This window comes from Tardiphaga sp. (assembly GCF_028290495.1).
GTDB lineage: Bacteria > Pseudomonadota > Alphaproteobacteria > Rhizobiales > Xanthobacteraceae > Tardiphaga.
On the sequence record NZ_JAQGJT010000017.1, the window covers coordinates 70559 to 95415 of the forward strand.

At 64.3% G+C, this 24857-nt stretch carries 19 protein-coding genes; 10 read left to right on the plus strand and 9 right to left on the minus strand.

All coding sequences use genetic code 11. From position 1 onward, the window contains the following. Nucleotides 1–45 precede the first annotated feature (45 nt). Nucleotides 46–621, plus strand: coding sequence for an HdeD family acid-resistance protein (locus JWQ24_RS02380; protein ID WP_299803863.1), 576 nt, complete (start codon nt 46–48; stop codon nt 619–621). A gap of 69 nt (nt 622–690) precedes the next feature. Here JWQ24_RS02380 and JWQ24_RS02385 read toward each other — a convergent pair whose 3' ends face one another. After that, nucleotides 691–1491 (minus strand): invasion associated locus B family protein, encoded by an 801-nt coding sequence (locus JWQ24_RS02385; protein ID WP_299803865.1) that lies wholly within the window; start codon nt 1489–1491, stop codon nt 691–693. A 282-nt stretch (nt 1492–1773) separates the two neighbouring features. On the opposite strand from JWQ24_RS02385, the gene JWQ24_RS02390 reads away from it, so the two are divergent. The 4 genes from JWQ24_RS02390 (at nt 1774) to JWQ24_RS02405 (ending at nt 6890) form a co-directional block, all read left to right on the plus strand. Then, entirely contained in the window at nt 1774–3570 is a 1797-nt protein-coding gene (locus JWQ24_RS02390; RefSeq protein WP_299803868.1) for an extracellular solute-binding protein, read from the plus strand. 21 nt (nt 3571–3591) lie between these two features. After that, nucleotides 3592–5097, plus strand: coding sequence for a class I adenylate-forming enzyme family protein (locus JWQ24_RS02395; RefSeq protein WP_299803871.1), 1506 nt, complete (start codon nt 3592–3594; stop codon nt 5095–5097). An 85-nt stretch (nt 5098–5182) separates the two neighbouring features. Then, the gene (locus JWQ24_RS02400; protein ID WP_299803874.1) at nt 5183–6421 is read left to right on the plus strand and encodes a GGDEF domain-containing protein; all 1239 of its coding nucleotides are present in this window, start codon (nt 5183–5185) and stop codon (nt 6419–6421) included. Nucleotides 6422–6494: 73 nt separating this feature from the next. Next, nucleotides 6495–6890 (plus strand): PRC-barrel domain-containing protein, encoded by a 396-nt coding sequence (locus JWQ24_RS02405; RefSeq protein ID WP_299803877.1) that lies wholly within the window; start codon nt 6495–6497, stop codon nt 6888–6890. 193 nt (nt 6891–7083) lie between these two features. Here the strand turns inward: JWQ24_RS02405 and mfd are convergent, their stop codons facing one another. The 3 genes from mfd to JWQ24_RS02420 all read right to left on the minus strand — a co-directional run bounded on the left by mfd (nt 7084) and on the right by JWQ24_RS02420 (nt 12324). Next, nucleotides 7084–10602 (minus strand): transcription-repair coupling factor, encoded by a 3519-nt coding sequence (gene mfd, locus JWQ24_RS02410; protein WP_299803880.1) that lies wholly within the window; start codon nt 10600–10602, stop codon nt 7084–7086. After that, nucleotides 10599–10889: a succinate dehydrogenase assembly factor 2 gene (locus JWQ24_RS02415; protein ID WP_299803883.1), complete on the minus strand. Its 291-nt coding sequence runs from the start codon at nt 10887–10889 to the stop codon at nt 10599–10601. The genes mfd and JWQ24_RS02415 overlap by 4 nt, the downstream gene beginning before the upstream one ends. A 337-nt stretch (nt 10890–11226) precedes the next feature. Then, nucleotides 11227–12324, minus strand: coding sequence for a hypothetical protein (locus tag JWQ24_RS02420; protein ID WP_299803886.1), 1098 nt, complete (start codon nt 12322–12324; stop codon nt 11227–11229). Between the two features lie 148 nt (nt 12325–12472). Here JWQ24_RS02420 and recG point away from each other — a divergent pair, with 148 nt between their 5' ends. Then, complete coding sequence (gene recG / locus JWQ24_RS02425) at nt 12473–14578, plus strand: ATP-dependent DNA helicase RecG (protein WP_299803888.1); 2106 nt, start codon at nt 12473–12475, stop codon at nt 14576–14578. 82 nt (nt 14579–14660) lie between these two features. Here recG and JWQ24_RS02430 read toward each other — a convergent pair whose 3' ends face one another. Further along, nucleotides 14661–15533: an oxidoreductase gene (locus JWQ24_RS02430; protein WP_299803890.1), complete on the minus strand. Its 873-nt coding sequence runs from the start codon at nt 15531–15533 to the stop codon at nt 14661–14663. Nucleotides 15534–15701: 168 nt separating this feature from the next. Here JWQ24_RS02430 and JWQ24_RS02435 point away from each other — a divergent pair, with 168 nt between their 5' ends. After that, on the plus strand, nt 15702–16649 hold the full coding sequence (locus JWQ24_RS02435) for a LysR family transcriptional regulator (protein ID WP_299803893.1): 948 nt from the start codon (nt 15702–15704) through the stop codon (nt 16647–16649). A gap of 6 nt (nt 16650–16655) precedes the next feature. Here JWQ24_RS02435 and JWQ24_RS02440 read toward each other — a convergent pair whose 3' ends face one another. Next, on the minus strand, nt 16656–17429 hold the full coding sequence (locus tag JWQ24_RS02440; protein ID WP_299803895.1) for a DUF502 domain-containing protein: 774 nt from the start codon (nt 17427–17429) through the stop codon (nt 16656–16658). Between the two features lie 142 nt (nt 17430–17571). Then, the gene (gene glmS / locus JWQ24_RS02445) at nt 17572–19398 is read right to left on the minus strand and encodes a glutamine--fructose-6-phosphate transaminase (isomerizing) (RefSeq protein WP_299803898.1); all 1827 of its coding nucleotides are present in this window, start codon (nt 19396–19398) and stop codon (nt 17572–17574) included. A 201-nt stretch (nt 19399–19599) separates the two neighbouring features. On the opposite strand from glmS, the gene JWQ24_RS02450 reads away from it, so the two are divergent. Beyond that, nucleotides 19600–19839 (plus strand): hypothetical protein, encoded by a 240-nt coding sequence (locus tag JWQ24_RS02450; protein ID WP_299803900.1) that lies wholly within the window; start codon nt 19600–19602, stop codon nt 19837–19839. Between the two features lie 9 nt (nt 19840–19848). On the opposite strand, the gene glmU is transcribed toward JWQ24_RS02450, so the two are convergent. Beyond that, nucleotides 19849–21201, minus strand: coding sequence for a bifunctional UDP-N-acetylglucosamine diphosphorylase/glucosamine-1-phosphate N-acetyltransferase GlmU (gene glmU / locus JWQ24_RS02455; RefSeq protein WP_299803903.1), 1353 nt, complete (start codon nt 21199–21201; stop codon nt 19849–19851). Nucleotides 21202–21385: 184 nt separating this feature from the next. On the opposite strand from glmU, the gene JWQ24_RS02460 reads away from it, so the two are divergent. Together JWQ24_RS02460 and JWQ24_RS02465 are read left to right on the plus strand one after the other, a co-directional pair. After that, on the plus strand, nt 21386–22612 hold the full coding sequence (locus tag JWQ24_RS02460; RefSeq protein WP_299803905.1) for a hypothetical protein: 1227 nt from the start codon (nt 21386–21388) through the stop codon (nt 22610–22612). 128 nt (nt 22613–22740) lie between these two features. Further along, complete coding sequence (locus JWQ24_RS02465) at nt 22741–23121, plus strand: hypothetical protein (RefSeq protein WP_299803907.1); 381 nt, start codon at nt 22741–22743, stop codon at nt 23119–23121. On the opposite strand, the gene JWQ24_RS02470 is transcribed toward JWQ24_RS02465, so the two are convergent. Next, nucleotides 23081–24715, minus strand: a complete 1635-nt coding sequence (locus JWQ24_RS02470; RefSeq protein WP_299803937.1) for a beta-(1-6) glucans synthase — start codon at nt 24713–24715, stop codon at nt 23081–23083. The two genes, JWQ24_RS02465 and JWQ24_RS02470, sit on opposite strands and share 41 nt — an antisense overlap. Nucleotides 24716–24857 lie beyond the last annotated feature (142 nt).

Here is a 24857-nt window from a genome sequence, read left to right on the forward strand (position 1 = left end):
CCTACGCGCCACCGGCCAACCGGTGCCAGCATCAGGATTTTGCACATGACGCTTCCCCATGACCTCACCGCCCTGCAATCGAAGATGAGCGATGCCGTCCGCGCGCACTGGAAGGCCTTCCTGTTCGAGGGCATCATACTGGTGATCCTCGGCCTCGCCGCGATCCTCGTGCCGCCGATCGCCGGCATTGCCGTTACCGTGATGCTGGCCTGGATGTTCCTGATCTCCGGCATAGCCGGCCTCGTGATGACATTCTGGGCGCGCGGCACGCCGGGCTTCTGGTGGTCGCTGGCCTCCGCCGTGCTCGGCATCGGCGCCGGGCTGATCCTGCTGGCAAAGCCCGCGCAGGGCTTGCTGACGCTGACGCTGGTGGTCGGCGCCTACTTCCTCGCCGAAGGCGTCGCCACCATCATGTACGCCTTGCAGCACCGCAAGGAATTGTCCGACCGCTGGAGCTGGATGGCATTCTCCGGCCTGATGGACATCCTGATTGCATTCTTCATCATCTCCGGCCTGCCCGGCTCCGCCGAATGGGCGATCGGCCTCCTGGTCGGCATCAACCTGGTGATCGGCGGCTCCTCGCTGATCGGTCTCGCACTGGCGGCCCGCAACAAGGTTTGATGCGCCGCCCTGCTGCGCAACAAAAAAGGCGCCCCAAAGGGCGCCTTTTCGTGTTCTGCGATGAACTGCTTACTTCGGGGCAGCGGCCGGAGCGGCGCCGGCGGGCGGGGTCGCTTCCAGCTTGGCGCGGGCTTCGGCGGCGCGCTTCTGCAGTTCTTCCTGCAGCTTCTTCTGGGTTTCCTCGAACACCTTCGGATCGGTCGGCGGGCCGTCATAGGCCTTGGCGAATTCGGCCAGCGGCAGCGGCAGCGTCAGCGGTGCGCCGTTGGAGTTGATCGCCTGCACGATCAGGTTCTGGCCCTTCTTCAGATTGGCCAGCAATTCCGGGGTCACTTCGTAATCCGACATGCAGCCATTGGCGAAGCAGATCACGTAGGGGCTTTGTGCCGGCGCGTTGGCGTCAATGATGACGCGGGTGCCGTGCACCAGCTGCATGCCGAGCGGCAGCGTGACGCGCAGGATCTTCTTCGGTTCGCCTTCCGGCTCGATGATCACGGCAGCGATCACCGGCTGGCCGGATTCGATGCGGCCGTCCTTGCCGGTGAAGCAGACCTGCTTGGCGTTGGCGTCCTGGCCCTTGAGGCAGAACTTGGTCCACGGCGCGTAGATCAGCTGAACCTGCTGCTCGGGCGGGGTCGCAGCAGCGGGTGCCGCGGGCGCCTGGGCGGCGGGAGCCGGTGCGGCCTTCGGCGCGGCTTTCGGCGCAGCCTTGGGAGCAGCAGCCTTGGGAGCCGCGGCCGGCGCACCGGGCGCAGGCGCCTGGGCGAAGGCGTCGGGGGCCAGAACGGTCGCCGTCAGCGCACTCGCCGCCAGCAGGGCGAGAACCCGCCCGCGCGGCAACACCGACGCAGCCAAGAGACGGAAATTCATTGCGGAAAACCCTTTCTGAACGGTGGCGCCCGAAACCCGGAGGCGGCGCTGACTCTGACCCGTTGGCGGGTGTCTCGTAGCCAATTAAGGCAGATACGTGACCGGCCGCGCCGTCCTCGTCAATTGCATGCCTTCAATACAGCGGCGGACGAAAAGATCAATGGCGACAACCGTATTTGCTGCGTCCGCCGGGGATGTTGATAGCAGCCATGCTAGAGTACTGGCGTGAGCTGTCGCGAATCAAATCGAACAAGCGCTCCTGTATTTCCGGCCCGGTCGCGCGTGGCGACCTTCGCCGTGGCGTTGGCCGTGCTCTCGGCCATCGCCAGCCGTCCGGTGGCGGCCGAGCCCCGCCATGCCATTGCCATGCACGGCGCGCCGGCTTTGCCCGCAAACTTCACGGCGATGCCTTACGCCAACCCCGACGCCCCCAAGGGCGGCCGGCTGGTCTACGGCCTGCACGGCACCTTCGACAGCCTCAACCCGTTCATCGTCCGCGGCCTCGCCGTGCAGCAGACGCGCGGCTTCGTGGTCGAAAGCCTCATGGCGCGCGGTCAAAACGAGGCCTTCACGCTGTACGGCCTGCTCGCGCAGAGCGTAGAAACCAACGACGCGAGAAGCTTCGTTACCTTCCGGCTCGACCCGCGCGCGGCCTTTTCAGACGGCACGCCGGTGCTGGCCGAAGACGTATTGTTCTCCTGGCAATTGCTGCGCGACAAGGGCCGCCCCAACCACCGCCAGTATTACGCCAAGGTCAGCAACGCCGAAGCGCTCGACGCCCGCACCGTGCGGTTTGACTTCGGCGGCCAAAGCGACCGCGAGCTGCCGCTGATCCTCGGCCTGATGCCGGTGCTGCCGAAACACGCCGTCCATGCCGAGACCTTCGAGGAAACCTCGATGGCGCCCATGCTGGGCTCCGGGCCCTATCGCGTCACCGCGGTGAAGCCCGGCGCCGCGGTGACGCTGACGCGTAACCCCGACTATTGGGGCCGCGATCTGCCCGTCAATCGCGGGCTGTGGAATTTCGACGAGATCCGGCTCGACTACTACCGCGAGGCCAACGGGCACTTCGAGGCGTTCAAGCGCGGGCTGTATGATTTCCGCGTCGAGAACGAGCCGTTGCGCTGGCACGACGGCTATGACTTTGCGGCGGCAAAATCCGGCGAGGTGATCCGCGACAGCATCACGACAGGCCTGCCGAAGCCGTCGGAATTCCTGGTGTTCAACACAAGGCGTCCGCTGTTCGCCGATATTCGCGTCCGCCAGGCGCTGACGCTGCTGTTTGATTTCGAATGGATCAACCGAACGTATTTCTTCGGCCTCTATGCCCGCTCGGCCGGCTTTTTCGCCGGCTCCGAACTGTCCGCTTATACGCGCCCCGCCGACGACCGCGGGCGCGCGCTGCTGCAGCCTTATGCCGCGCAAATGCCGGCAGACGTGCTCGACGGCAGCTACCGCCTGCCGGTCAGCGACGGCACCGGCCGCGACCGCCCGGCCCTGCAAAAAGCCCTCAAACTGCTGGCGCAGGCCGGCTACGACCTCGACGACAACGTGCTGCGCAAGCGCGGCAGCAAGACGCCGTTCGCCTTTGAGATCCTGGTGACAAGCCGGGACCAGGAGCGCATCGCGCTGGCGTTTGCCCGCGACCTCAAGCGCGCCGGCATCGCGATGAATGTGCGGGCGATCGACGCCGTGCAGTTCGACCAGCGCAAGCTTACTTACGACTTCGACATGATCCAGAACCGCTGGGACCAGTCGCTGTCACCCGGCAACGAGCAATCCTTCTACTGGGGGACTGAAGCTGCCGACCTGCCCGGCACCCGCAACTACATGGGCGCCAGGGATCCGGCGATCGACGCGCTGATCGCCGCGATGCTGGAGGCGCGCGACCGCGGCCCGTTCGTCGATGCCGTCCGGGCGCTCGACCGCGTGCTGATCGCCGGCTTCTACGCCATACCGCTCTACAACGTGCGTGAACAATGGATTGCGCGATGGAATCGGATAGAACGGCCACAGGCATCGGCGTTGACGGGCTATCTCCCGGAGAGCTGGTGGTCGAAAGCCGCAAATCGCAAGTAGCCTCGGATCGGAAGTGACAACGTGACCACCCCCCCGAACGCCTCACCGACCCTCGATGGCCTGTTTCAGCGCGTGCTTGGCCGCCAGCCGGAAGCGCTGGCGCTGATCGACCCCGCCGACAAGATGCGCGTCACCGGGACTGCGCCGATGCGACTGAGCTTCGCGCAGGCCGAACGCGCCATCGCGGCGCTGACGGCGCATTTCATCGAATACGGACTGCCGGCCAATTCGGTGATCGCGGTGCAGATGCCGAACACCGTGGAATTCGTGCTGACGATGCTGGCTGCGCATCGCGCCGGCCTGATCGTGGCATTGCTGCCGCAGCTGTGGCGGCAGGCTGATCTCACTATTGCACTCAATCGCAGCGGCGCCCGCGCGATCGTCACGTCGAGCAAGATCGACGGCGTCAGCCATGCCGATCTCGCGATGAACGCCGCCGCCGAAGCTTTCTCGATTCGCTATGTCGGTGGCTTCGGCCAGGATCTGCCGGAAGGCATGGTCTCGCTCGACGACGTGATGGCAGCCGACTTCGCCGAACCCGTGACCGTCCCCGCCGATGCCCGCCGTGCCGCGATCGTCACCTTCGACGTCACCGCCGACGGTTTTCGCGCGGTGCCGCGCTCGCATCTGCACCTGATATCCGGCGGATTGTCGGTATTCCTGGAAAGCGGCCTGCCGCAGGGCGCTACGCTGTTGTCGGCGCTGCTGCCGTCGTCCTTCGCGAGCCTTGCGGCATCGCTGGTGCCGTGGCTGTTGAGCGGAGGCGTGCTGGCGCTGCACCATCCGTTCGACATCGAGGTGATGGAGCGCGAGATCAATGCTGCCGCCTGCGACGTGCTGGTCGCTCCCGCGCCGCTGGCGCAGCGCCTCGCCGAAGCCGGCCTGCTCGACCGCACGCCGACCCTGCGCCACGTGCTCGGCCTGTGGCGCGCCCCCGAACAGGTCGCCAGCAGCGCAGCGTGGGACCATCCGCAGGCAACCTTCACCGACCTCTATCTGTTTGGCGAGGCCGGCCTGTTCGGCGCGCGCCGCGCGGCCGATGGCCTGCCCGCGACGATCATGCCGGGAGCACACGGCGCGCCGCGCGCGGTCGCCAGCTCTTCGATCGCCGGAGAAATTTTGATCACGCCGAAGGGAACGCTCGGGCTGCGCGGCCCGATGGTCCCGGCCGTGGCCTATGCCCCGACCTCGGAGTCAGGCAACTCGCTGGTGAGCGGCAAGGCGATCGATTACGTCGATACCGGTTTTGCCGCACGGCTCGATCGCTCGACCGGCGCGATCTGCATCACGGCCCCACCGATCGGGATCATGGCCGTCGGCGGCTATCGCTTTTTGTCGCAAGACCTTAGCGAATGGGCCAAGCGGCTCGGCCAGAACGCGATGCTCACGGCATTGCCGGACCGGCTCAGCGGCTACCGCCTTGCCGGCCGCACCAGCGACAATGCGCGCGCCCGCGACGCCTTCACCGAACTCGGGCTCAACCCGTTGATGGTGGAAGCGTTTCGCGATCGCCCCGCGGCTGATTGATCGGCACTCAGCGCTCCGTATTGACGCGCTATTAAGGACGCCCGGCTAGCGTGTGACACCCCGCAGGTGCACACCGGAAACCAGTATGTCCGATCAGGCTACCATCGTCGTCGTCTCCAACCAGCAGCCCGCAACATTCGCGGCGGCGCTGGTCGCGACGAGAATGTTTCCGCTGATCGATGCGACCTGGCACGACGCCCTCGATGCGGTGGCGCGCGTGCAGCCGGCGGCGGTGCTGGTTTCGGCGGAAGAGGCCGACATGCCGACCTTCCAGGCGCTGGCGAAACGGCTCGGCGCCAAGCAGCCTTACGTGCCGCTGATTGCGATCGATCCGACGACGGACCTGCCGGGCCATGCAATCCCCTTCTCGCATACTGCCGGCAATTACGATCGCCTCAGCGCGCGGCTGCGCAACGCGCTGCGGGTGCGCACGCTGCACGCGACGGTAATGCGCCGCCTCACCACCGAGAACGTCCAGCGCACCGCTCTGCAGACGCCGGACCCGCTCGAAGACGCCACCGTGATGCTGATCGGCCGCGGCGCCGGCTATCCCGCTCTATCCGTGGCGCTCGGCGAACGCGTCGGCGTGGTCGGCGCGCTCAGCATCGAGTCGGCGGCGAAACATCTCAACTCGCGCGATCTCGACGGCATCGTGATATCAGAGGGTTTCAGCCAGCGCGTCATCGACGCTTTTCTCACGGTGCTTGCCGAAGACGCCCGCTTCCGCAACCTGCCGGTGATCGTCGGCGCACCCGGCCTTGCACCGAACTACGATCTGGCCAATCTCGAAATGATCGCGGGCGACGCTGCCGATGTCGCAGCGGCAGCCCTGCCGCTGGTTCGCCAGCATGCGCTGGAAGTCCGGTTGAACCGCAGCCTGAAGGCGATCGAGTCCGATGGGCTGCTCGACGCCACGACGGGATTGCTGACGACCACCGCGTTCGAGCGCGACCTTGCCACCGCCGTCTACCAGACGCAGTCGCGTGGCGGCGGCCTCGCCGCGGTGCGGTTCTCGTTCGACTCGATCCCCGACCGCGTCCGCCGCGATGCTTCGCGGATTCTCAGCCGCCTGATGCGCAAGATGGATTTCGGCACGTTGCGCGAGGACGGCTCGATCATCGTGGTATTCGCCGAGACTGACCTGCGCAACGCGCACATGATCGCCAAGCGGCTCTCCAGCGTGATGAAGCACACCATGCACGGCCCGAAGCGCGACACCCGCAACGACCCCAACCTCACGCTCGCCGCCCTGCTGCCGAGCGACACCGCCAAATCGATTCTGGCGCGTCTGCATGGCGACACCGCGCAGCGCGAGGCGTCCTGAGATTGCGCAAATAATCCGGAACGATACCGCAAGGCTTGCATTGTAATTTCATCGTTACAATGGAGACTACATCATGAAAAAGCTTGCACTGATCACCGCATCGCTCGCCTTGCTCGCCACCCCGGTCCTGGCTCAATCGACCACGACTACCGGCGCGGCCCCCGCTGACGCGAAGTTTTCGACCGTATCGAAGGACGAGATGTTCAGCTCGAAGCTGAAGGGTCTCAACGTCTATAACCAGAAGGAAGAGTCGATCGGTGAAATCACCGATCTGGCACTAAAGAACGACAAGATCGATGCGATGATCCTGTCGGTCGGCGGCTTCCTCGGGATGGGCGAACACTACGTCGCGGTCTCGCCGTCGTCGGTCAACGTCAAGTACGACACCAAGAACAACAAGTGGCTGGCGACCATGAACACCACCAAGGAAGCGTTGAAGGCGGCTCCGGAATTCAAGTATCCGAAGTAATTGTCGCGCTTCACAGAACGAAGGCCGCCGGCAGCAATGCCGGCGGCCTTTTCGTGTGGGCTTTCGTTCCCCGGATGCTGCGCAACGCGCGGCGCATGCAGCGTGGCGCGCTGCTGATCCGGGGTCCCAACCGGGATCCCCGATCTGCGGAGCGGCATAAGAATGCCGCACCGCGTCCGGGAAACGGAGCCGCTTAAGCCGCCTTTTTCTTCTCTGCCAGATTGGCCAGCGCGCGCATGATCTCCGTCGCGCCTTCGAGGCGTTCTTCCGGGGTTTCCCATTCCTGCAGGAACACGACCTTCATGTCCGGACGAACCTTGGCGGCCTGACCGTAAGAGCGGATGAAATACACAAGCCGCTCCGGCTGCGCGAACTTGTTGTCGCGGAAGGTGATGACCGCGCCCTTCGGACCGGCATCGAGCTTCTCGACATTGGCGCGGCGGCAATAGGCCTTGATCGCGGCAATCTTGAACAGATAACGCACTTCGTCAGGCAATACGCCAAAGCGGTCGCGCAACTCGGCTGCGAAGTTGTCGATCTCGTCGTCGGTTTCCAGATCGGCCAGCCGGCGATACAGAGACAACCGCACCGCGAGGTCGTTGACGAAATCCTCGGGGATCAACACCGGCATGCCGACGGTGATTGTCGGCGACCACCTGTCCGCAACAGGCTCCGAGACGCCGGCCTTGAGGTTGAGGATCGCCTCCTCCAACATCGACTGGTACAGTTCGAATCCGACTTCCTTGATGTGGCCGGACTGTTCCTCGCCGAGCAGGTTGCCCGCACCGCGGATATCGAGATCGTGCGAGGCGAGCTGGAAGCCCGCGCCGAGCGTTTCCAGCGACTGCAGCACCTTGAGCCGGCGCTCCGCCTGCGCGGTGACCTTGGCCTGCGACGGCAGCGTGAACAGCGCATAGGCGCGCAGCTTGGAGCGACCGACGCGGCCGCGCAGCTGGTACAATTGCGCCAGGCCGAACATGTCGGCGCGGTGCACGATCAGCGTGTTGGCGGTCGGAATATCCAGGCCGGACTCCACGATCGTGGTGGAGAGCAGCACGTCGAACTTGCCGTCGTAGAACGCGGACATGATGTCCTCGATCACGGTCGGCGCCATCTGGCCATGCGCGACCGCGACCTTCATCTCCGGCACGTGCTTGTCGAGGAAGTCCTTGACGTCGGCGAGGTCGTCGATGCGCGGCACGACGTAGAACGCCTGGCCGCCGCGATAACGTTCGCGCAGCAAGGCTTCGCGGATCATCAGGGGATCGTGCGGCGCCACGAAAGTACGCACCGCCAGACGATCGACCGGCGGCGAGGCGATGATCGAGAGATCGCGAACCCCGGACAGCGCCAGTTGCAGCGTGCGCGGGATCGGCGTCGCCGACAGCGTCAGCACGTGGACGTCGGCGCGCAACTGCTTAAGGCGTTCCTTGTGGGTGACGCCGAAATGCTGTTCCTCGTCGACCACGACGAGGCCGAGATCCTTAAACTTGATCGCCTTGCCCAGCAGCGCGTGGGTGCCGACGACGATATCGATGGTGCCGTCCGCCAGGCCTTTCTTGACCAGCGTCATGTCCTTCGGCGTCACCAACCGCGAGGCCTGCGCGACATTGACCGGGAAGCCCTTGAAGCGTTCGGTGAAATTCTTGGCGTGCTGGCGCGCCAAGAGCGTGGTCGGCACCACGACGGCGACCTGCTTGCCTTCCAGCGCCACCGCAAAGGTCGCGCGCAGCGCCACCTCGGTCTTGCCGAAGCCGACGTCGCCGCAGATCAGGCGATCCATCGGCCGGCCGCTTTCGAGATCGCCGAGCGCGGCGTTGATCGCCGTCTGCTGATCCTCCGTCTCCTCATAGGGGAAGCGCGCGCAGAACTCGTCATAGAGATGCGGCTGCACGACTGTCTTCGGCGCCTCGCGCAGATGACGCTCGGCGGCGATCTTGATCAGTTCGCCGGCGATCTCGCGAATGCGGTTCTTCAGCTTCGCCTTACGCGCCTGCCAGCCGGAACCGCCGAGCTTGTCGAGTTCGACGTTGGTGGTGTCGGAGCCGTAGCGCGATAGCAGCTCGATGTTCTCGACCGGCAGAAACAGTTTGGTTTCGTTGGCGTAGCGCAGTTCGAGGCAGTCATGCGGCGCGCCGCCGACCTGCAGCGTCTGCAATCCCACGAAGCGGCCGATGCCGTGTTCGACGTGGACGACGATGTCGCCGGCCGCGAGGCTGGTGACTTCCGAGATGAAGTTGTCGAGCTTGCGGCTGGCCTTGCGCGGCCGCACCAGACGGTCGCCGAGAATGTCCTGTTCGCTGATGACGGCGATCTGGTCGGTCTCGAAACCGGATTCCATGCCGACCACGGCCAGCATGGTCAGGTTGCGCGGCGTCGCCAGCACGGTTCGCCAGGAATTCACGCTCTGCAGGTTAAGCAGCTTGTGGTCCTTGAGCATGCTGCCCATGCGGTCGCGCGAGCCTTCGCTCCACAACGCTACGACGACCTTCTTGCGCGCCGCATGCAGCGCCTCGATATGCGCGACCACGGAAGCAAACACGTTGATCGAGGCATCCGCGCGCTCCGGCACGAAGTTGCGCCCTGCCCGCGCGCCGGCATCGACAAAGCCCGCGCTCTGCTCAGGCACGGCATACGGTGTCAGTCTTACCAATGCTGCGTCAGTGAGACGGTCGTGCCATTCCTCGTCGGTCAGGTACAACCGGTCGGGCGGCAACGGCTTGTACAGCGCGCCGCCGCCGGGAATGCCCATCGCTTCCTTGCGGGCCTCGTAATAGTCGGTGATCTGCCGGAAGCGCTCGCTGGCAGCCGCTTCGCCTTCGGGTTCGACCACGATCGGCGTGCCGTCGAGATAGTCGAACAGCGTGTCCATCCGCTCCTGGAACAGCGGCAGCCAGTGCTCCATGCCGGGATGGCGACGGCCTTCGCTGACCGCCTCGTAGAGCGGATCGTCGCGTTCCGGAGCGCCGAAGATCGCGACATAGCCCATGCGAAACCGCTTGATGGTTTCGGTGACGAGCTGGAATTCCGACACCGGCACGAGATCGAGCGCGCGCATATCGAGATGGGTGCGCTGCGTTTCGGGATCGAAACTGCGGATCGATTCCAGGCTGTCACCGAAGAAGTCGAAACGCACGGGCTGGTCGAGGCCGGCCGGAAAAAGGTCGAGGATGCCGCCGCGCACGGCGTATTCGCCGGGCTCGCGCACCGTGGAGGAGCGGTTGTAGCCGTTGTGCTCGAGCCAACTGACGATCGAGTCCATCGGCACGACATTGCCGGGCGCCACCGACAGCGCCTGCGCCGCGATCACCTCGCGCGCCGGCACCCGTTGCACGATGGCGTTGACCGTGGTCAGCACGATCAGCGGCTTCTCGCTGCCCTTGAGGCGCGACAGCCGCGCCAACGTCGTCAGCCGCTGCGCCAGCACGCCACCATGCGGAGAGACGCGGTCATAAGGCTGGCAGTCCCACGCCGGAAACTGCATCACCCCGATGTCCGGCGCGAAGAACTCCAGCGCACGCGCCAGGTTCTGCATCCGCGTGCCGTCGCGGCATACGACCGCAAGGGTCACCGCCGGCGGTTTCGGCTTTGCGGCGACGGCGCGGGCCAGATCGCTGACGATCAGCCCTTCGGCGCCGTCGGCGACATTGGCGAACGTCAGCGCACGGCCGGGCGCAAGCTGCGCCGCGGGGGAGACGGTCGGCGCTTTCATGCGGGCTTGTCCAGATTACGGAAGCTCTTGATGCGCTCAAACAGCGGGGTGCGAAATTCCGGCGCCAATTCTGTGTAGCCGACGAAGGCCGGATATAGGTCCGGGTCCTCCAGGTCGATCAGGGCCTCGAGCTGCATGACCTCCAGGTCGGCGAGACCCGCGATCTCGGCATCCGCGAAGCTGCCCAGGATCAGATCCATCTCGCGGGTACCGCGGTGCCAGCAGCGAAACAGCAGCCGCTTGCGGCGATCATCCAGACCGCTGCTCGATCGTGTCGTACCCGTCATCCGCCCATCCCGTCCAAACGCCGAAAGCCCGGACGTGCCGGGTTGGCCTGATATAGCGGTCGCCTCCCGCCCTGTCAGCACCCGCTGACGCATTGCAATCCGGCCGAAATGCATTCAAGTCTGGGCCATACCGCCGGCCCGTCCGCCCGAAATGAGCTTTCCAACCGTAATGCGCCCTGAACTGCTCAATCCCCTGTTCGTTCCGGTCACCAGCCTGACCGGGGTCGGGCCGAAGCAGGACAGACTGCTGCGGTTCCTGCTTGCAAGGTTGATCGAGCATTCTGACCTCGCGTCCGCTACTTCACCCTATCGAACGCCGTGGCCTGTTATGGTTATATTACAAAGGGGAGGCTTGAGCAGGAGCCAGAACTCCACCCAATAGATGGGGCAACAACTCTGGTCGCAATTTAGACCACCTCGACAACATCCGGTCCGAGTAGATATTCCAAGGGGCACGTTCACTTCCATCGAAGAAAAATCCTCGGAGATCGCCGTGATTTTGAAGAATGCGCGACCCCGTCAAGGCCTCCTCTGCGGCAAAGATGCACTCCGCAGCTTCGGCAAGCCAGGATTGCAGATCAATTCCAATGCCGGGCTTTTGCTGCAAAAAGGCGCCTCCCCACGTCGCTAAGCTAGAGCATCGGATTAAGGCAGGTGGATGAGAGTATGCGAGAAGATTATCTACTGACCAATCGGCTCGATCGAAGGTTCTCATAATCGCGTACAAGCTCAGAATAAACAGACGAAAAGCTCCCATGTTGTTGTTTAGTACGGGATGATGAGGGTGCTGCGCTGAATATCCGATAATCCAACTGACCATACGACCAGACGCAAACGAATCAGCGTCCATCTCGAGGGTATGCTGTGTCAAGTTGTTGTCTTGGAGATTTGTGAGTTGCATTGCTTCCGCAGAAAACATGCCGTGAGAAATACGATTAGAGAGGTGAAGATGACCGTTCTTGATGTGCGCCAACTCATGATTGACCAGCCACAAGAATGCTGAGGTTACCATCGTTGAGAGAACGACGACTTCATCAGGATGGTCTATCTCACCCAATGATTCCGGCAGTCCCAGAAGTCTACGAACAGCGGGATGCGCAATCAGCTTTGGAAAGATCACGTTTGATTGCAACGCACCTAAGAAAATAGCAATGTAATAGGTGTTTGGGACTGCTGGCGTGTATGCAGCAAAGGCATTCGCATTCGCCGACAAAACAAAGCAATGCTGCACATCAACGGAGATTTGAAAGCGAGTTTTCCATGCGTTGATTTCATACTTTGCAGACAGGTCACGTGGCGATATGAAATTCCGACTTTCATCATCGACTAGATCCGGCGTCACTATGGGCGCGACAACACCCTGTTTCATCAAGATGCTTTCGATAAATCCGAAGTGCTTAGAGTCAAGCGATCCAATGCGCGAACTATCGACCATTTGCTGTCTCGCCCAGATAAAAATACACTCTGCAACTGATATTCCCTCGCTACTCGTATACTAGGTTTCTCGTTTAGCTTTTTTGACTTTTTCCGATACTTCAATGCTATTCGTTGACGCCCCACTCTCAAGCCCTACTTGACAATAAATGCGCCCTGAACTGCTCAATCCGTTATTCGCGCCGGTTACCACCATGCCCGGCATCGGACCGAAGCTGGACAGACTGCTGCGGTTCCTGCTCGACCGCGACGACACCCCGCGGATCGCCGACCTGCTGCTGCATCTGCCGGTCAGCGTGATCGACCGCCGCGCCCGGCCGAAGATCCGCGACGCCGAGATCGGCAAGATGGTGACGCTGGAGGTCACCGTTGACCGGCATCGCCCCGCCCCCACCGGTCGCTCGCGCGCGCCGCATCTGGTCTATGCCAGCGACGACACCGGCGATGTGATCCTCACCTACTTCCGCGCCTATCCCGGCCAGATCGAGAAGATCCTGCCGGTCGGCGAGAAGCGGTTCGTCTCCGGCACCACGCAATTGTTCGACGGCATTCTGCAGATCGTGCATCCCGACCGCGTCATCGACGAGGAAGGCTTTGCCAAGCTCAGCGGCATCGATCCGGTCTATCCGCTGACCCAGGGCCTCGCGATCGGGGCGTTGCGCCGCGCAGTCGGCCTTGCTTTGCAGAGACTGCCGGCGCTGCCGGAATGGATCAGCCCGGAGGTGATGCGACGCTGCAGCTTTCCGTCGCTGAGCGAGGCGCTGCACCGCGTCCACGTCCCCGTCGAGATGACCGACATCCTGCCGGAAGGGCCGTTCTGGTCGCGGCTGGCGTTCGACGAGTTGCTGGCCGGGCAACTGGCGCTGGCGCTGGTCCGCGCGCAGGTGCGCCGTCCCGCCGGCGACCGCAATGCCGGCGACGGCCACCTGCGGCGAAAGATCATGGATGCGCTGCCTTACGCGCTGACCCGATCGCAGCAGGAAGCCTCCGCAGCGATCGCGGAAGACCTGACCAAGCCAATGCGCATGCTGCGGCTGCTGCAGGGCGACGTCGGCTCCGGCAAGACCGTGGTGGCGCTGCTTGCCGCCGCGGCCGTCGCCGAAGTCGGCAAGCAGACCGCTTTGATGGCGCCGACTGAAATTCTGGCGCGCCAGCACATCAAGACCATTACGCCGCTCGCCGAGCGCGCCGGGATGCGGGTTGCGATCCTGACCGGCCGCGAGAAGGGCCGCGAGCGGAAGGATATTCTGTCGCGCCTCGCGGCCGGCGAGATCGACATGCTGGTCGGCACCCACGCGCTGATCCAGGATGACGTGATCTACCATTCGCTGGCGCTGGCAGTAGTCGACGAGCAGCACCGCTTCGGCGTCCGCGAACGCCTGGCGCTCACCAACAAGGGCAGCGCCGTCGATGTGCTGGTGCTGTCGGCGACGCCGATCCCGCGCACGCTGGTGCTGACCTATTTCGGTGACATGGATGTCTCGGAACTGCGTGAAAAGCCCGCCGGCCGGCAGCCGATCGAGACACGGACGGCATCGAGCAGCAGGTTGCAGGAAGTCATCGACCGCGTCGGCCGGCAGATCGACGCCGGCAAGCTGGTGTACTGGATCGTGCCGCTGGTCGAGGAATCCGAAATGGATGGCCCGAAACTCACCAATGCGGAGGAGCGTTTCGAAAGCCTGCAACAACGTTTCGGCGACAAGGTCGGGCTCGTGCACGGCCGGATGCGCGGCATCGAGAAAGATCAGGCGATGGCGCGTTTCGCGTCGGGCGAAACGCAGGTCCTTGTCGCCACCACCGTGGTCGAGGTCGGCGTCGACGTGCCGGCGGCCACCATCATGATCATCGAGAACGCCGAACGTTTCGGTCTGTCGCAGCTGCACCAGCTGCGCGGTCGCATCGGCCGCGGCTCGGAGGCCTCAACCTGTCTGCTGCTGTACAGGGAGCCGCTCGGCGAGATCGCCGCCAAGCGCCTCAACGTCATCAAGGAAACCACCGACGGCTTCCGCATCGCCGAGGAAGACCTGAAACTGCGCGGCGAAGGCGACGTGCTCGGCACCCGCCAGAGCGGTTTGCCGGGCTTCCGCATCGCGCGCGCCGAGGTGCACGCACAACTCGTGACGCAGGCCCGCGACGAAGCACTGCGGATTCTGCAGGACGACCCCAAGCTCAAGGGCGAACGCGGCGAAGCGCTGCGGTGTCTGCTGTATCTCTACGAGCGCGACGAGGCGCTGCCGCTGATCGGCGCGGGGTGACTGTCATTCCGGGGCGCAGGACAGCGGCGAAGCCGCTGGCATGCGAACCCGGAATCCAGAAGCGCCCCGGAACGACAGAGGTTTAATCGACTTTCGCCGGCGCATGCATCGGCGCGCTCGCTTCAACGAAGTCCGTCGACACCGTCAGGCCCGCCCACTCCGTGATTTCCACACTGAGCGTATCCAGCTTGTCGCGCACCAACTTCAGCGCGTCGCTGCCGAGCAGCAGATGCACCGGCGGATGCACGGCGTCCACGATCTGCAGCAGCGCCTGCGCGGCCTTCGCCGGGTCGCCCGTCTGGCGGCCGCTCTTGTCTTCGCGGGCTTTGCGGATCGGATCGAACAGGCTGTCGTAGTCGGCGATCGACCGTTCCGAACGCACCATGGAGCGGCCTGCCCAGTCGGTGCGGAACGAGCCCGGCGCGATCGCGGTGACCTTGATGTTGAGGCCGGCCAACTCCTTGGAGAGCACCTCCGAAATGCCTTCCAGCGCGAACTTGCTGCCGCAATAATACGCGATGCCGGGCATGGTGACGAAGCCGCCCATCGAAGTCACGTTGATGATATGGCCGGAGCGGCGCTGCCGCATGGCGGGCAGCACCGCCTTGATCATCGCCACCGCGCCAAACACGTTGACGTCGAATTGCCGCCGCATCTCCGACAGCGGCGATTCTTCCAGCACCCCTTCATGACCATAGCCGGCATTGTTGACGAGGACATCGATGCGGCCGACTTCGCGCTCCACGTCGGGGACCGAAGCCTCAATCGCATCGAAGTCAGTGACATCGAGCAGCACCGCCCTGGCGCGGCCAGGCATGAGGGCCTCAAACGCATCGCACGCGGCCTCGTTGCGGGCGGTCCCCACGACGACATGGCCAGCATCGAGCGCCGCGCGCGCGAAGGCCTGGCCGAAACCGGAACTGATGCCGGTGATGAGAAACGTCTTCTTGGTCATGACGGCGCCTGTGCTGGGAGAGTGGCCTCTCCGGGATTGCTCGCATCGACAGGCCCGATCGCGCCGCTGCGCGGCCGCCGGCTTCCTTCGACGACAGCAACCTATGATCTCCTTACTATTTGGGATATCGTACAGAACCTGCATTCGATCATTGGAAAATAGAGCATAATGCGCGGCTCCGAATATGCCGACCTGAGGGCCTTTGCGATGATTGCCGAGCACGGCAGTTTCGCCCGCGCTGCCGAGCAGCTGCGGATCTCGCCCTCTACCCTGAGCCAGACGATCCGCGAGCTCGAACAGCGCCTCGGCATTCGCCTGCTCAACCGTACCACCCGCAGCATGTCGCTGACCGAGGCGGGTTCGCGGCTGCTGGCCAGGTTCAAGCCGGCGATGGAGGAGATGGCCGCGGCCGTCAGCGACGTCAGCCATTTGCGCGATCGTCCTGCCGGAACAGTCCGGCTTCATTTGCCGCGGTTGGCCTCCACCACGCTGATCGAACCGCTGCTCGGCGAATTCCACCGCGCCTATCCCGACATCACCCTGGAATTGTCGATCGACGATGCTGTCCGGGACATTGTCGAGACAGGCTTCGATGTCGGCATCACGCTCGGCGAGTTGCTCGAAAAGGACATGGTCGCGGTCAAGCTCGGCGGCGAGATCCATCAGGTCGCCGTGGCATCACCGGACTACATTGCCCGCCACGGACGCCCCGCTGTTCCCGCCGACCTGCATCAGCATCGCTGCATCAACTGGCGCAAGCCGGGCAGCGGCAGACTGTATAACTGGGAGTTTCAGCAGGACGGCCACTGGATCGCGATTGCCGTCGAAGGACCGCTGATCGTGTCGCATCGCGAGGTCGCGCTGGCCGCCGCGGCGCAGGGCGTCGGCATTGCTTTTGCCTATTGGTCGGATCGCTGGATGGCGCCGCTGCTGCAGAGCGGCGCGCTGATGCCACTGCTGCAGGAATTCTCGCCGCCGTTTCCCGGCTGGCACCTGTATTATCCCCGACAGCGCTACACCTTGCCTGCCGTCCGTGCCCTGATCGACTTCCTGCGTCGTCATGCTTCGGGCACGATGGAGCAATCGCACAATACGCCACAGCATGCGGCGGAGTAATCAACCTTAATCGACCTTCGCCGGCACCGGCCTTAGCGTTGCCATGTTCGCGACCCGCGCGGCATTCGCCACCTCGGCCAAAGCCGCGATCTTCTTCTGTGGATCAGAGCCGGGCTGCACCACGCCAGCCGACATGATCAGCGTCGCGGCATCCTCGGCCGACATGTCGATATCGATGATCTTGCTCTTCGGCACGTAGAAGAAGAATCCGGTGGTCGGGTTCGGTGCGCAAGGCAGGAACACCGAGATATGCTCCTCGACACCGGGCAGGCTGTTGCTGATTTCGACGCTCGGCGGCTGCGAGATCAGCACGATCGACCACATGCCCGGCGACGGGAATTCGACAAGGCCGACGCGCCGGAAGCTGGAGCCGTTGCCCGAGAACAGCGTCTCGAACACCTGCTTCAGCCCGCGATAGATCGCGCGCACCACCGGCATCCGGCCGAGCAAGTTTTCACCGAGATCGACCAGCGTGCGGCCGATCAGGTTGGCCGTGAGGAAGCCCAGCAGCGTCAGCGCCACAAAGGCAACGATCAGCCCGGAACCCGGAATGCCGTACGGCAGGTATTGTTCCGGCCGGTAAGCTTCCGGCACGAACGGCCGCACCAGCCCATCGACCCAGGTGACGAACCACCAGGTCAGATAGAAGGTGATGGCGATCGGGCCGGCAACGATCAGACCGGTAAGAAAGTAGTTACGGAGCCGGGCCATGAAGCCCCGCGGCGCGTCCGGCGGGAGGTCGCCGGCAGGCGGGGTCGGCGGCAGGTCGGTGCGGTCCATCAGTGATCCAAATCCCGGGCGGCGCGGCGCGGAGCGCCGTTACCCCGCCATACTAACAGCTTTTCGCGGCTGCGGTGCAAAGTTGCCGAGCGACAAAAAGTCGTGGACCGGGCCGGATCGCCTGAAAACCGGCCGGGGCGCCCTATTCCACCGTGACCGATTTCGCCAGATTTCTGGGCTGGTCGACGTCGGTGCCCATGACGACGGCGGTGTGATAGGCCAACAGCTGCACCGGGATTGCATAAACCAGCGGGGTGAAGGTCGGGGCCATGTCGGGCATCACAATGGTCACCAGCGAGTCGACGGTGGCCTCCTCCGCGCCCTTGGCGTCGGTCATCAGGATGATCTTGCCGCCGCGCGCCGCGACCTCCTGCATGTTCGATACGGTTTTCTCGAACACCCGGTCGAACGGCGCGATCACCACCACCGGCATGTTTTCGTCGATCAGCGCGATCGGACCATGCTTGAGTTCACCGGCGGCGTAGCCCTCGGCGTGGATGTAGGAGATTTCCTTCAGCTTGAGCGCGCCTTCCAGCGCCAGCGGATAGCTGGTGCCGCGGCCGAGATAGAGCACGTCCTTGCACTTGGCGATGTCGCGGGCGAGCTTCTCGATCTGCGGCTCGGTGGTGAGGGCTTCTGCCATCAGCCGGGGAATCTCGACCAGGCCATGCACCAGCTTGGCCTCGTCGCTATCCGACAATTCGCCGCGAGCCCGGCCGGCGGCAACCGCCAGCGCCGCCAGCACCATCAACTGGCAGGTGAAGGCCTTGGTCGAGGCGACGCCGATTTCCGGGCCGGCCAAGGTCGGCATCACCGTCTCGCTTTCGCGCGCGATGGTCGAGGTCGGCACGTTGACCACCGACAGCGTATGCATGCCCTGCTCTTTGGCGTAGCGCAAAGCCGCCAGCGTGTCGGCGGTCTCGCCGGACTGCGAGATGAAGATCGCCAGATCGCCCTTGCGGACCGGGGCCTCGCGATAACGGAATTCGGAGGCGACATCGAGTTCGACCGGCACGCGGCCGAGCCGTTCGAACCAGTATTTGGCGACATAGCCTGCATAGCTGGCGGTACCGCAGGCGGTGATCGAGATGCGCTGGATGTCGCGAAAATGGAACGGCAGCGTGACCGGCAGCGAGACCCGCTCATTGGCCATGTCGACATAGCGCGTCAGCGTGTGGCCGACGACTTCCGGCTGCTCGTGGATTTCCTTGGCCATGAAATGGCGGTAGTTGGCCTTGTCGACCATGAAGGACGACGCGCCGGACTTCATGACATCGCGCTTCACGACGTCGCCGCGCTCGTTGTGCACCGTGGCGCCCTTGCGGTTCAGGATCACCCAGTCGCCGTCTTCGAGATAGCTGATGTTATCGGTGAACGGCGCCAGAGCGATGGCGTCGGAGCCGAGATACATCTCGCCGTCGCCATAGCCGACCGCGAGCGGCGATCCCTTGCGGGCGCCAATCATCAGGTTGGGGTGGCCCTTGAAGATGAAGGCCAGCGCGAAAGCGCCGCGCAGATGCGGCAGCGCCTGCTTCACAGCGTCCGGCGGCGAGGCGCCCTTCTTGACGTAGGAATTGACGAGATGGGCAACCACCTCGGTATCGGTCTCGCTGACGAACACCGCGCCCTGCTTCTCCAGCATGATGCGCAGTTCGCGAAAATTCTCGATGATGCCGTTATGCACGACAGCGACGCCGTCGGCGGCATGCGGATGCGCGTTGGTCTCGGTCGGCTTGCCGTGGGTGGCCCAGCGGGTGTGGCCGATGCCGATATGGCCGTCCAGCGGCGATCCCTTCAGCCGGGCTTCGAGGTTGCGCAGCTTGCCTTCGGCGCGCCGGCGCTCCAGGTGGTCGCCATCCAGCGTCGCCACACCCGCGGAATCATAGCCGCGATATTCCAGCCGCTTGAGCGAGTCCACGATCTGGTTCGCCACCGGACCGCGTCCCAAAATTCCGACAATGCCGCACATGCAGGTCAATCTCTCCGAGGTATGAAAATGCCAGAATGCTTCGGCCTCTCTTACTTAGCGAGAAACGCGAAGCTCTTGTTACTCAATAATTATTGCCGATTGAGACAGATTGCGGCGGATCTGCCGGCGATTTTTCGAGACGGGTTTAACAGAGCGTCAACAGATTTGGCGGAGCCTCTTTATCTACCGGAGGCAACCGCCATGAAGGACACCCGCGGGCCAAAACCACCGACCCAGAGCTATTTCGCCTCGGCCCGGCCGCGGCCGGTCGAGGCACGCTCCGAGGGCAGCCGGCTGGCGCACTGGCCGCCACCGATGCGCAGCGCCGAGATCATCCGCAAGGTCATCAAGCAACCGCACAAGCCGGACGAAGCGCCGAACCGGGCGGTGCGCCGCGGCTGGCGGCTTAAGCGCGAACTGTTCTCCGACGAAGAGTCCTGACCCGGTCGCTTACTTCAGCTTCTTGGCGGCTGCTTTTTCATCGCGAAACCGCTTCGCCCAGCCATCCTTGACGACCACCGGGCTGCGCTCGAAGGCCAGCGCATCGTCAGGCACGTCCCGCGTAATCACCGAACCGGAGCCGATATAGGCCCCCGCGCCGATGTTCACCGGCGCCACCAGCGACGAATTGGAGCCGACAAAGGCGCCGGCGCCAATCAGGGTCTTGTGCTTGTTGAAGCCATCGTAATTGCAGGTGATGGTGCCCGCGCCGATATTCGCGCCGGCGCCGATATGGGTGTCGCCGATATAGGTCAGATGGTTGACCTTGACCCCGGCCTCCAGGATCGCGGCCTTGGTCTCCACGAAATTGCCGATCCGCGCGCCCTCGCCCACCATTGTGCCCGGCCGCAGCCGCGCATAGGGGCCGATCGAGGCTTTCTTGCCGATCGCCGCCTGCACGAGGTGCGAGAAGGCGTGGATTACCGCGCCGTCGGCGATGCTGACGCCCGGGCCGATCACCACGTAATGTTCGAGGGTGACGTCCTTGCCGAAGGTAGTGTCGGCAGCGAGGAAGACAGTTTCAGGCGCGACGATGGTGACGCCGGCATCCAGCGCCGCCTTGCGCAGCCGCGCCTGCATGATCTGCTCGGCTTCCGCGAGCTGCGCCTTGGTGTTGATGCCGCGGACTTCGTCTTCGCCGGTTTCGATCACGGTGGCCTGCAGGCCCATCGCCCGCACCACCTCGACGGCGTCGGTCAGGTAGAATTCGCTTTTGCCGTTGGCGTTGCCGATCTTTTCGATGATCGCCAGCGCAGTCTTGCCGTCAAAGGCCATCAAACCGGCATTGCAGAGATCGATGCGGCGCTCGGCCGGCGTGGCGTCGGCGTGTTCGCGGATCGCCGTCAGTTGGTTGCCTTCGACCAGCAGCCGGCCGTAGCCGGTCGGATCGCCGGCGCGAAAGCCCAGCACCGCCAGAGCGGCGCCGGCCTCCAAGGGGGCGCGCAGCCGCGCAAACGTTTCGGCGGAGATCAGCGGCGTATCGCCGAACGCGATCAGCAGGTCGTCGGCGCCTTTGGCGATCGCCTCGCGGGCAGCCAGCACGGCGTGCCCGGTGCCCAGCCGTTCGTGCTGGATATAGGTCGCGGCATCCGGCCGCGCCCGCTTCGCCTCCTCCGCCACCGGCTGATGGTCGGGACCAACCACGACTGCGAGCGAAGCCCCCTCGCCCGCCGGCGCCGCGCCCAGGACATGCGCCAGCAACGACTGGCCGGCGACCTGGTGCAGCACCTTGGGCGTCGAAGAACGCATCCGCGTGCCTTCGCCCGCGGCAAGCACGATGGTCAGGCTGGTTCTGCCGGTCATCCGAATCCCCGTGTTGTGGCGCGCAGAGGCGCAGTCGCCCTCATAGAGCGTTTTCAACCAAAGGGGAAAGTGGTTTTGCCGCGCCCTGCGACGCGTGACGCTCAGGTTCCCGCTGGTTTCCTGATATTGTCGAAACGTGATTCGAATGGGCGCAGGGGGCGCCCAGGAACCACCGAAGGCTGGAATGGCAGACGATCGCGACAAATGGGCCAACCCGCTTTCGGCCGAGCCCGCCGGAGGCTGGACGACGGGTTTTCTGGCGGAGGAAGATTCGTTCGATCGTAAAACGCTGTGGCGGCTGGGCTCTTGGGGCACCGGCGCGGTCGCGGCAGTCATCGTCGCCATTCTTGCAGCACAGTCGCAGTCGCAACAGCGTCGCGAACAGACCGCCTCCACCGAGCTGCTGGCGCGACAGTCGCAGCAGATCCAGTTTGTCGCCAAGGAAACCCAGAACGAGGCGCGGCGGCTGTCGCAGGCCATCGAGACGCTGAATAGCGACCGGGACCGGCTGTATTCCCGCGTCACTTCGATGGAACAGGGGCTCGAATCCGTCACCGGCTCGATCAAACGCCAAACCGTCGCCGCAGCCACGCCGGCTCCGGCTCCTGCAGTCGTCGCCTTACCCTCCGCAGCCCTGTCAGCCGTCACCGTCGAGCCAGTGCCGCACATTGCGGCCGTACCCCCGCCCCCCGCACCACCCCCGCTTGCGCCAGTCGTTGCGCCCGTTGCCGCCGTACCATTGCCTGCCGAGACGCCCCGGCCCTCGGCCGCCGCCGCGATTGCGGCAGCCCCCGCGCTGATGACCGCCAAGTCGCTGATGGCTCCGCCCGATGCCGCCGCAAGCAAACTCAGCGAACCGCCGGCCAAACCCGAACCAGCCCCGGCGGCAACCGCAGCCCCTGAAACCACCGCCTCCATCCAGGCCGCCGCCCCCGAACCGGTTGCGATCGCCGAGCCCGCCGCGGTCCCGGTGCCGCGCACCGAATTCGGCGTCGATCTCGGCGGCGCCTATTCGGTCGATGGCTTGCGCGCGATGTGGCTTGGCCTTGCCCACAACAAGGAACTGACCGGGCTTCGGCCGATCATGACCGTGAAAGAGCGGAGCGGCAGCTACGGCATGCAACTGCGCCTGATTGCCGGTCCACTCACCGACGCCGCGGCGGCAGCCCGGCTCTGCGCGACGCTGATCGAAAGAAAGCGGCCGTGCGAAACCTCGGTGTTCGACGGCCAGCGGCTGGCGCTGAAGAGCGACGCGCCGCAGGACACAACACCCGCCCGTCCGGCGCCGCGCAAGCGTGCCACGGCCAAACCCGAGCGCATCATCGAACGCGCGCTGCCGCCACCGCAGGAAGAGCCTGCTCCAGCGCCCAAGCCAGCGCCGTCGCTAACCTCGATTCTCGGCATCCGCTGAGGCAAAACATTCGCAGATCGAATAGATTGCCGCGGGAACCTGCTGCGTCACGCGAAGCGCGCGGGGGGCAGCGTCCTCGATCGCCTGCCCGGGTTGTCCCGCGGCGCGATCCGAACCATAGTCAGGCCATGAAAAAAGATCCGTTCCGCCTCACCGCACGCCAGGTTCAATGGCTTCTCGTCGTCGGCTTCCTCAGCGTCGGCTATGCGATCTACCTGCGCTATATGGCCATCGAACTGTCATCCGTGGCGCTGGCCTGCGACGCCGGCCTGCCGACCATGCTGTGCAAGACGCGGCTTTTGATGACGTCCCTGTTCAAGAGCTCGGTGTTCGGCATCGTCGCCGTGGTGATCGCGCTGCTCAACCTGATGCGGCCGTCGATCGTGCTGATCACCGGCGGCCTGGTCGCCGCCAGCTTCGGCATCGTCCTCTACAATATCGGCCTGTCGGGCCTCGCGATCGGACTACTTATTCTGGGATTTGCACGGCCCGCGCCCGCCACAGCGTAACGCCGAACAGCAGGAAGATCGCGCAGGTCCACAGTGACTGCCAGTTGTCCGGACCTTCGTTGAAGCCGATATAGATGACCGACAGCACCAGAATGGCGGCAAATACCGACTCGGCGATCGGGCGCACGCCCTCCTGCGGGCGGTTGACCAGCATCAGCCCGGCGAATGGCACCACCGCCATCGTCAGCGCGGCGAACGGAAAATCCCGATAGCGCGGGTCGAACACGAAGCCGAGTGCCGACTCGGTGCCGATCAGCGCCGTCACAGCCAGCGTCAGGCCAAGCAACACCGTCACGAACGAGCCCGTCCGGTACGGCCGGGGGCCGAGCAGTTCGAGGAAGGTCGGCAGCGAACGGCCGGCCATCGTCGCATAGGCGCAGAGCAACGGCGAAATCACGCCGGCTGCCAGCAGCGCGCCCCAGCGCAGCCAGACGCCGCTGCCGAAGCTTTCATAGATCAGCTTGTCGCCGGCCACGCCGAGCAGGATGCCGGCAGAGGTCGCCGACACCGCCACTGTCACCCAGGCCGTCAGCCGTGGCGACCACGGCCGGCGCCGCAGTGTCAGCATGCCGACGGCGAAAACGAGAAAGCTCAGTCCGAGGCCGAGGCCCATCTGCAGTTTCCACGCCGGATAGTTGGTGATCGGCACACCGGCAGGATATTTCAGCGCGCGATCGTCGGCGCTGATCAGCCCCCAGTAGCCGCCGACGGTGCCTTCCAGATTGCGTTTCCACGGCTGGTCATAGGCTTCGATCAGATTGACGCGAAAATTCTCGCGCTTGGCCAGATCGAGGATTTCCGACACCACCCGTGCCTGGTTGGTGCGGGACGGCAGCGCGCCGTCGCGCATCCGTCCGGCGCTCGGCCAGCCGGTCTCGCCGATCAGGATTTCCTTGTTCGGAAATGCGACGGCAACGCGCTTGCGGATCTCATCGACATGAGCGGCGGCGTTGCGGGCGCGGATCGGGAAGTCTTCCCAATACGGCAGGATATGGATGGTGATAAAATCGACCGCGTCATAGATCTCGCGGTTGCGCAGCCAGAATTCCCAGACGTCGGCATAAGTGACCGGCACCTTGACCTGCGATTTCACCGAACGAATATTGGCCGCAAGATCCGCGGCGGTCATCTCGCCGCGCAGAAGGACTTCGTTACCGACGACGACGGCGCTGATCACGCCGGGATATTCCTTGGTCAGTTCAACGACGGTAGCGATCTGCGCCAGGTTCTTGATCCGGCTGCTGCCGAGCCAGATGCCCTGGATCACCTTGAGTCCGACCTTGCCGGCCAGCTCCGGCACCTGGTCGAGACCGTTGTCGACCGAATAGGTCCGCACGCATTTCGAAATCTTGGCGAGCTGCGCCATATCCTGCGCCATCTGCTCGGTCGAAATCATCGTGGTCGGGATCAGCGGGGTCTGCTCGCCGCGGAACGGCGCATAGGACACGCATTCCAGTTTGTCGGCGGGATCGATTGGCGCGCGCGCCAACGAGACGGGAGTGGCCAACCACCACCATGCCGCTACGATCGAGCAAAGGGATAACAGGAGAAGAGCCAGCGGCGTGCGGTAGGAAATTGGTTCCGTCCTCCATATAAGCCCGTCGATTAGCCCGTCAGCGCCGTTCTGCCAAGAGCAGCTTGCAGGCAATCACAGCCTTGTCGTCGCAGTTGCCGGCCAAATGCTCACAAACTTCGCGCATTACTGGACAAAATCCAAAATGTCCGTCATGGGATTC

Coding starts and splice junctions, on each gene's coding strand:
- JWQ24_RS02400 (WP_299803874.1), top strand. CDS start 5,183: ATGTCCGATCAGGCTACCATCGTCGTCGTCTCCAACCAGCAGCCCGCA.
- JWQ24_RS02385 (WP_299803865.1), bottom strand. CDS start 1,491: ATGAATTTCCGTCTCTTGGCTGCGTCGGTGTTGCCGCGCGGGCGGGTT.
- JWQ24_RS02465 (WP_299803907.1), top strand. CDS start 22,741: ATGAAAAAAGATCCGTTCCGCCTCACCGCACGCCAGGTTCAATGGCTT.
- glmS (WP_299803898.1), bottom strand. CDS start 19,398: ATGTGCGGCATTGTCGGAATTTTGGGACGCGGTCCGGTGGCGAACCAG.
- JWQ24_RS02420 (WP_299803886.1), bottom strand. CDS start 12,324: ATGGTCGATAGTTCGCGCATTGGATCGCTTGACTCTAAGCACTTCGGA.
- JWQ24_RS02450 (WP_299803900.1), top strand. CDS start 19,600: ATGAAGGACACCCGCGGGCCAAAACCACCGACCCAGAGCTATTTCGCC.
- JWQ24_RS02415 (WP_299803883.1), bottom strand. CDS start 10,889: ATGACGGGTACGACACGATCGAGCAGCGGTCTGGATGATCGCCGCAAG.
- JWQ24_RS02405 (WP_299803877.1), top strand. CDS start 6,495: ATGAAAAAGCTTGCACTGATCACCGCATCGCTCGCCTTGCTCGCCACC.
- glmU (WP_299803903.1), bottom strand. CDS start 21,201: ATGACCGGCAGAACCAGCCTGACCATCGTGCTTGCCGCGGGCGAAGGC.
- JWQ24_RS02435 (WP_299803893.1), top strand. CDS start 15,702: ATGCGCGGCTCCGAATATGCCGACCTGAGGGCCTTTGCGATGATTGCC.
- JWQ24_RS02380 (WP_299803863.1), top strand. CDS start 46: ATGACGCTTCCCCATGACCTCACCGCCCTGCAATCGAAGATGAGCGAT.
- JWQ24_RS02460 (WP_299803905.1), top strand. CDS start 21,386: ATGGCAGACGATCGCGACAAATGGGCCAACCCGCTTTCGGCCGAGCCC.
- mfd (WP_299803880.1), bottom strand. CDS start 10,602: ATGAAAGCGCCGACCGTCTCCCCCGCGGCGCAGCTTGCGCCCGGCCGT.
- JWQ24_RS02440 (WP_299803895.1), bottom strand. CDS start 17,429: ATGGACCGCACCGACCTGCCGCCGACCCCGCCTGCCGGCGACCTCCCG.
- recG (WP_299803888.1), top strand. CDS start 12,473: ATGCGCCCTGAACTGCTCAATCCGTTATTCGCGCCGGTTACCACCATG.
- JWQ24_RS02430 (WP_299803890.1), bottom strand. CDS start 15,533: ATGACCAAGAAGACGTTTCTCATCACCGGCATCAGTTCCGGTTTCGGC.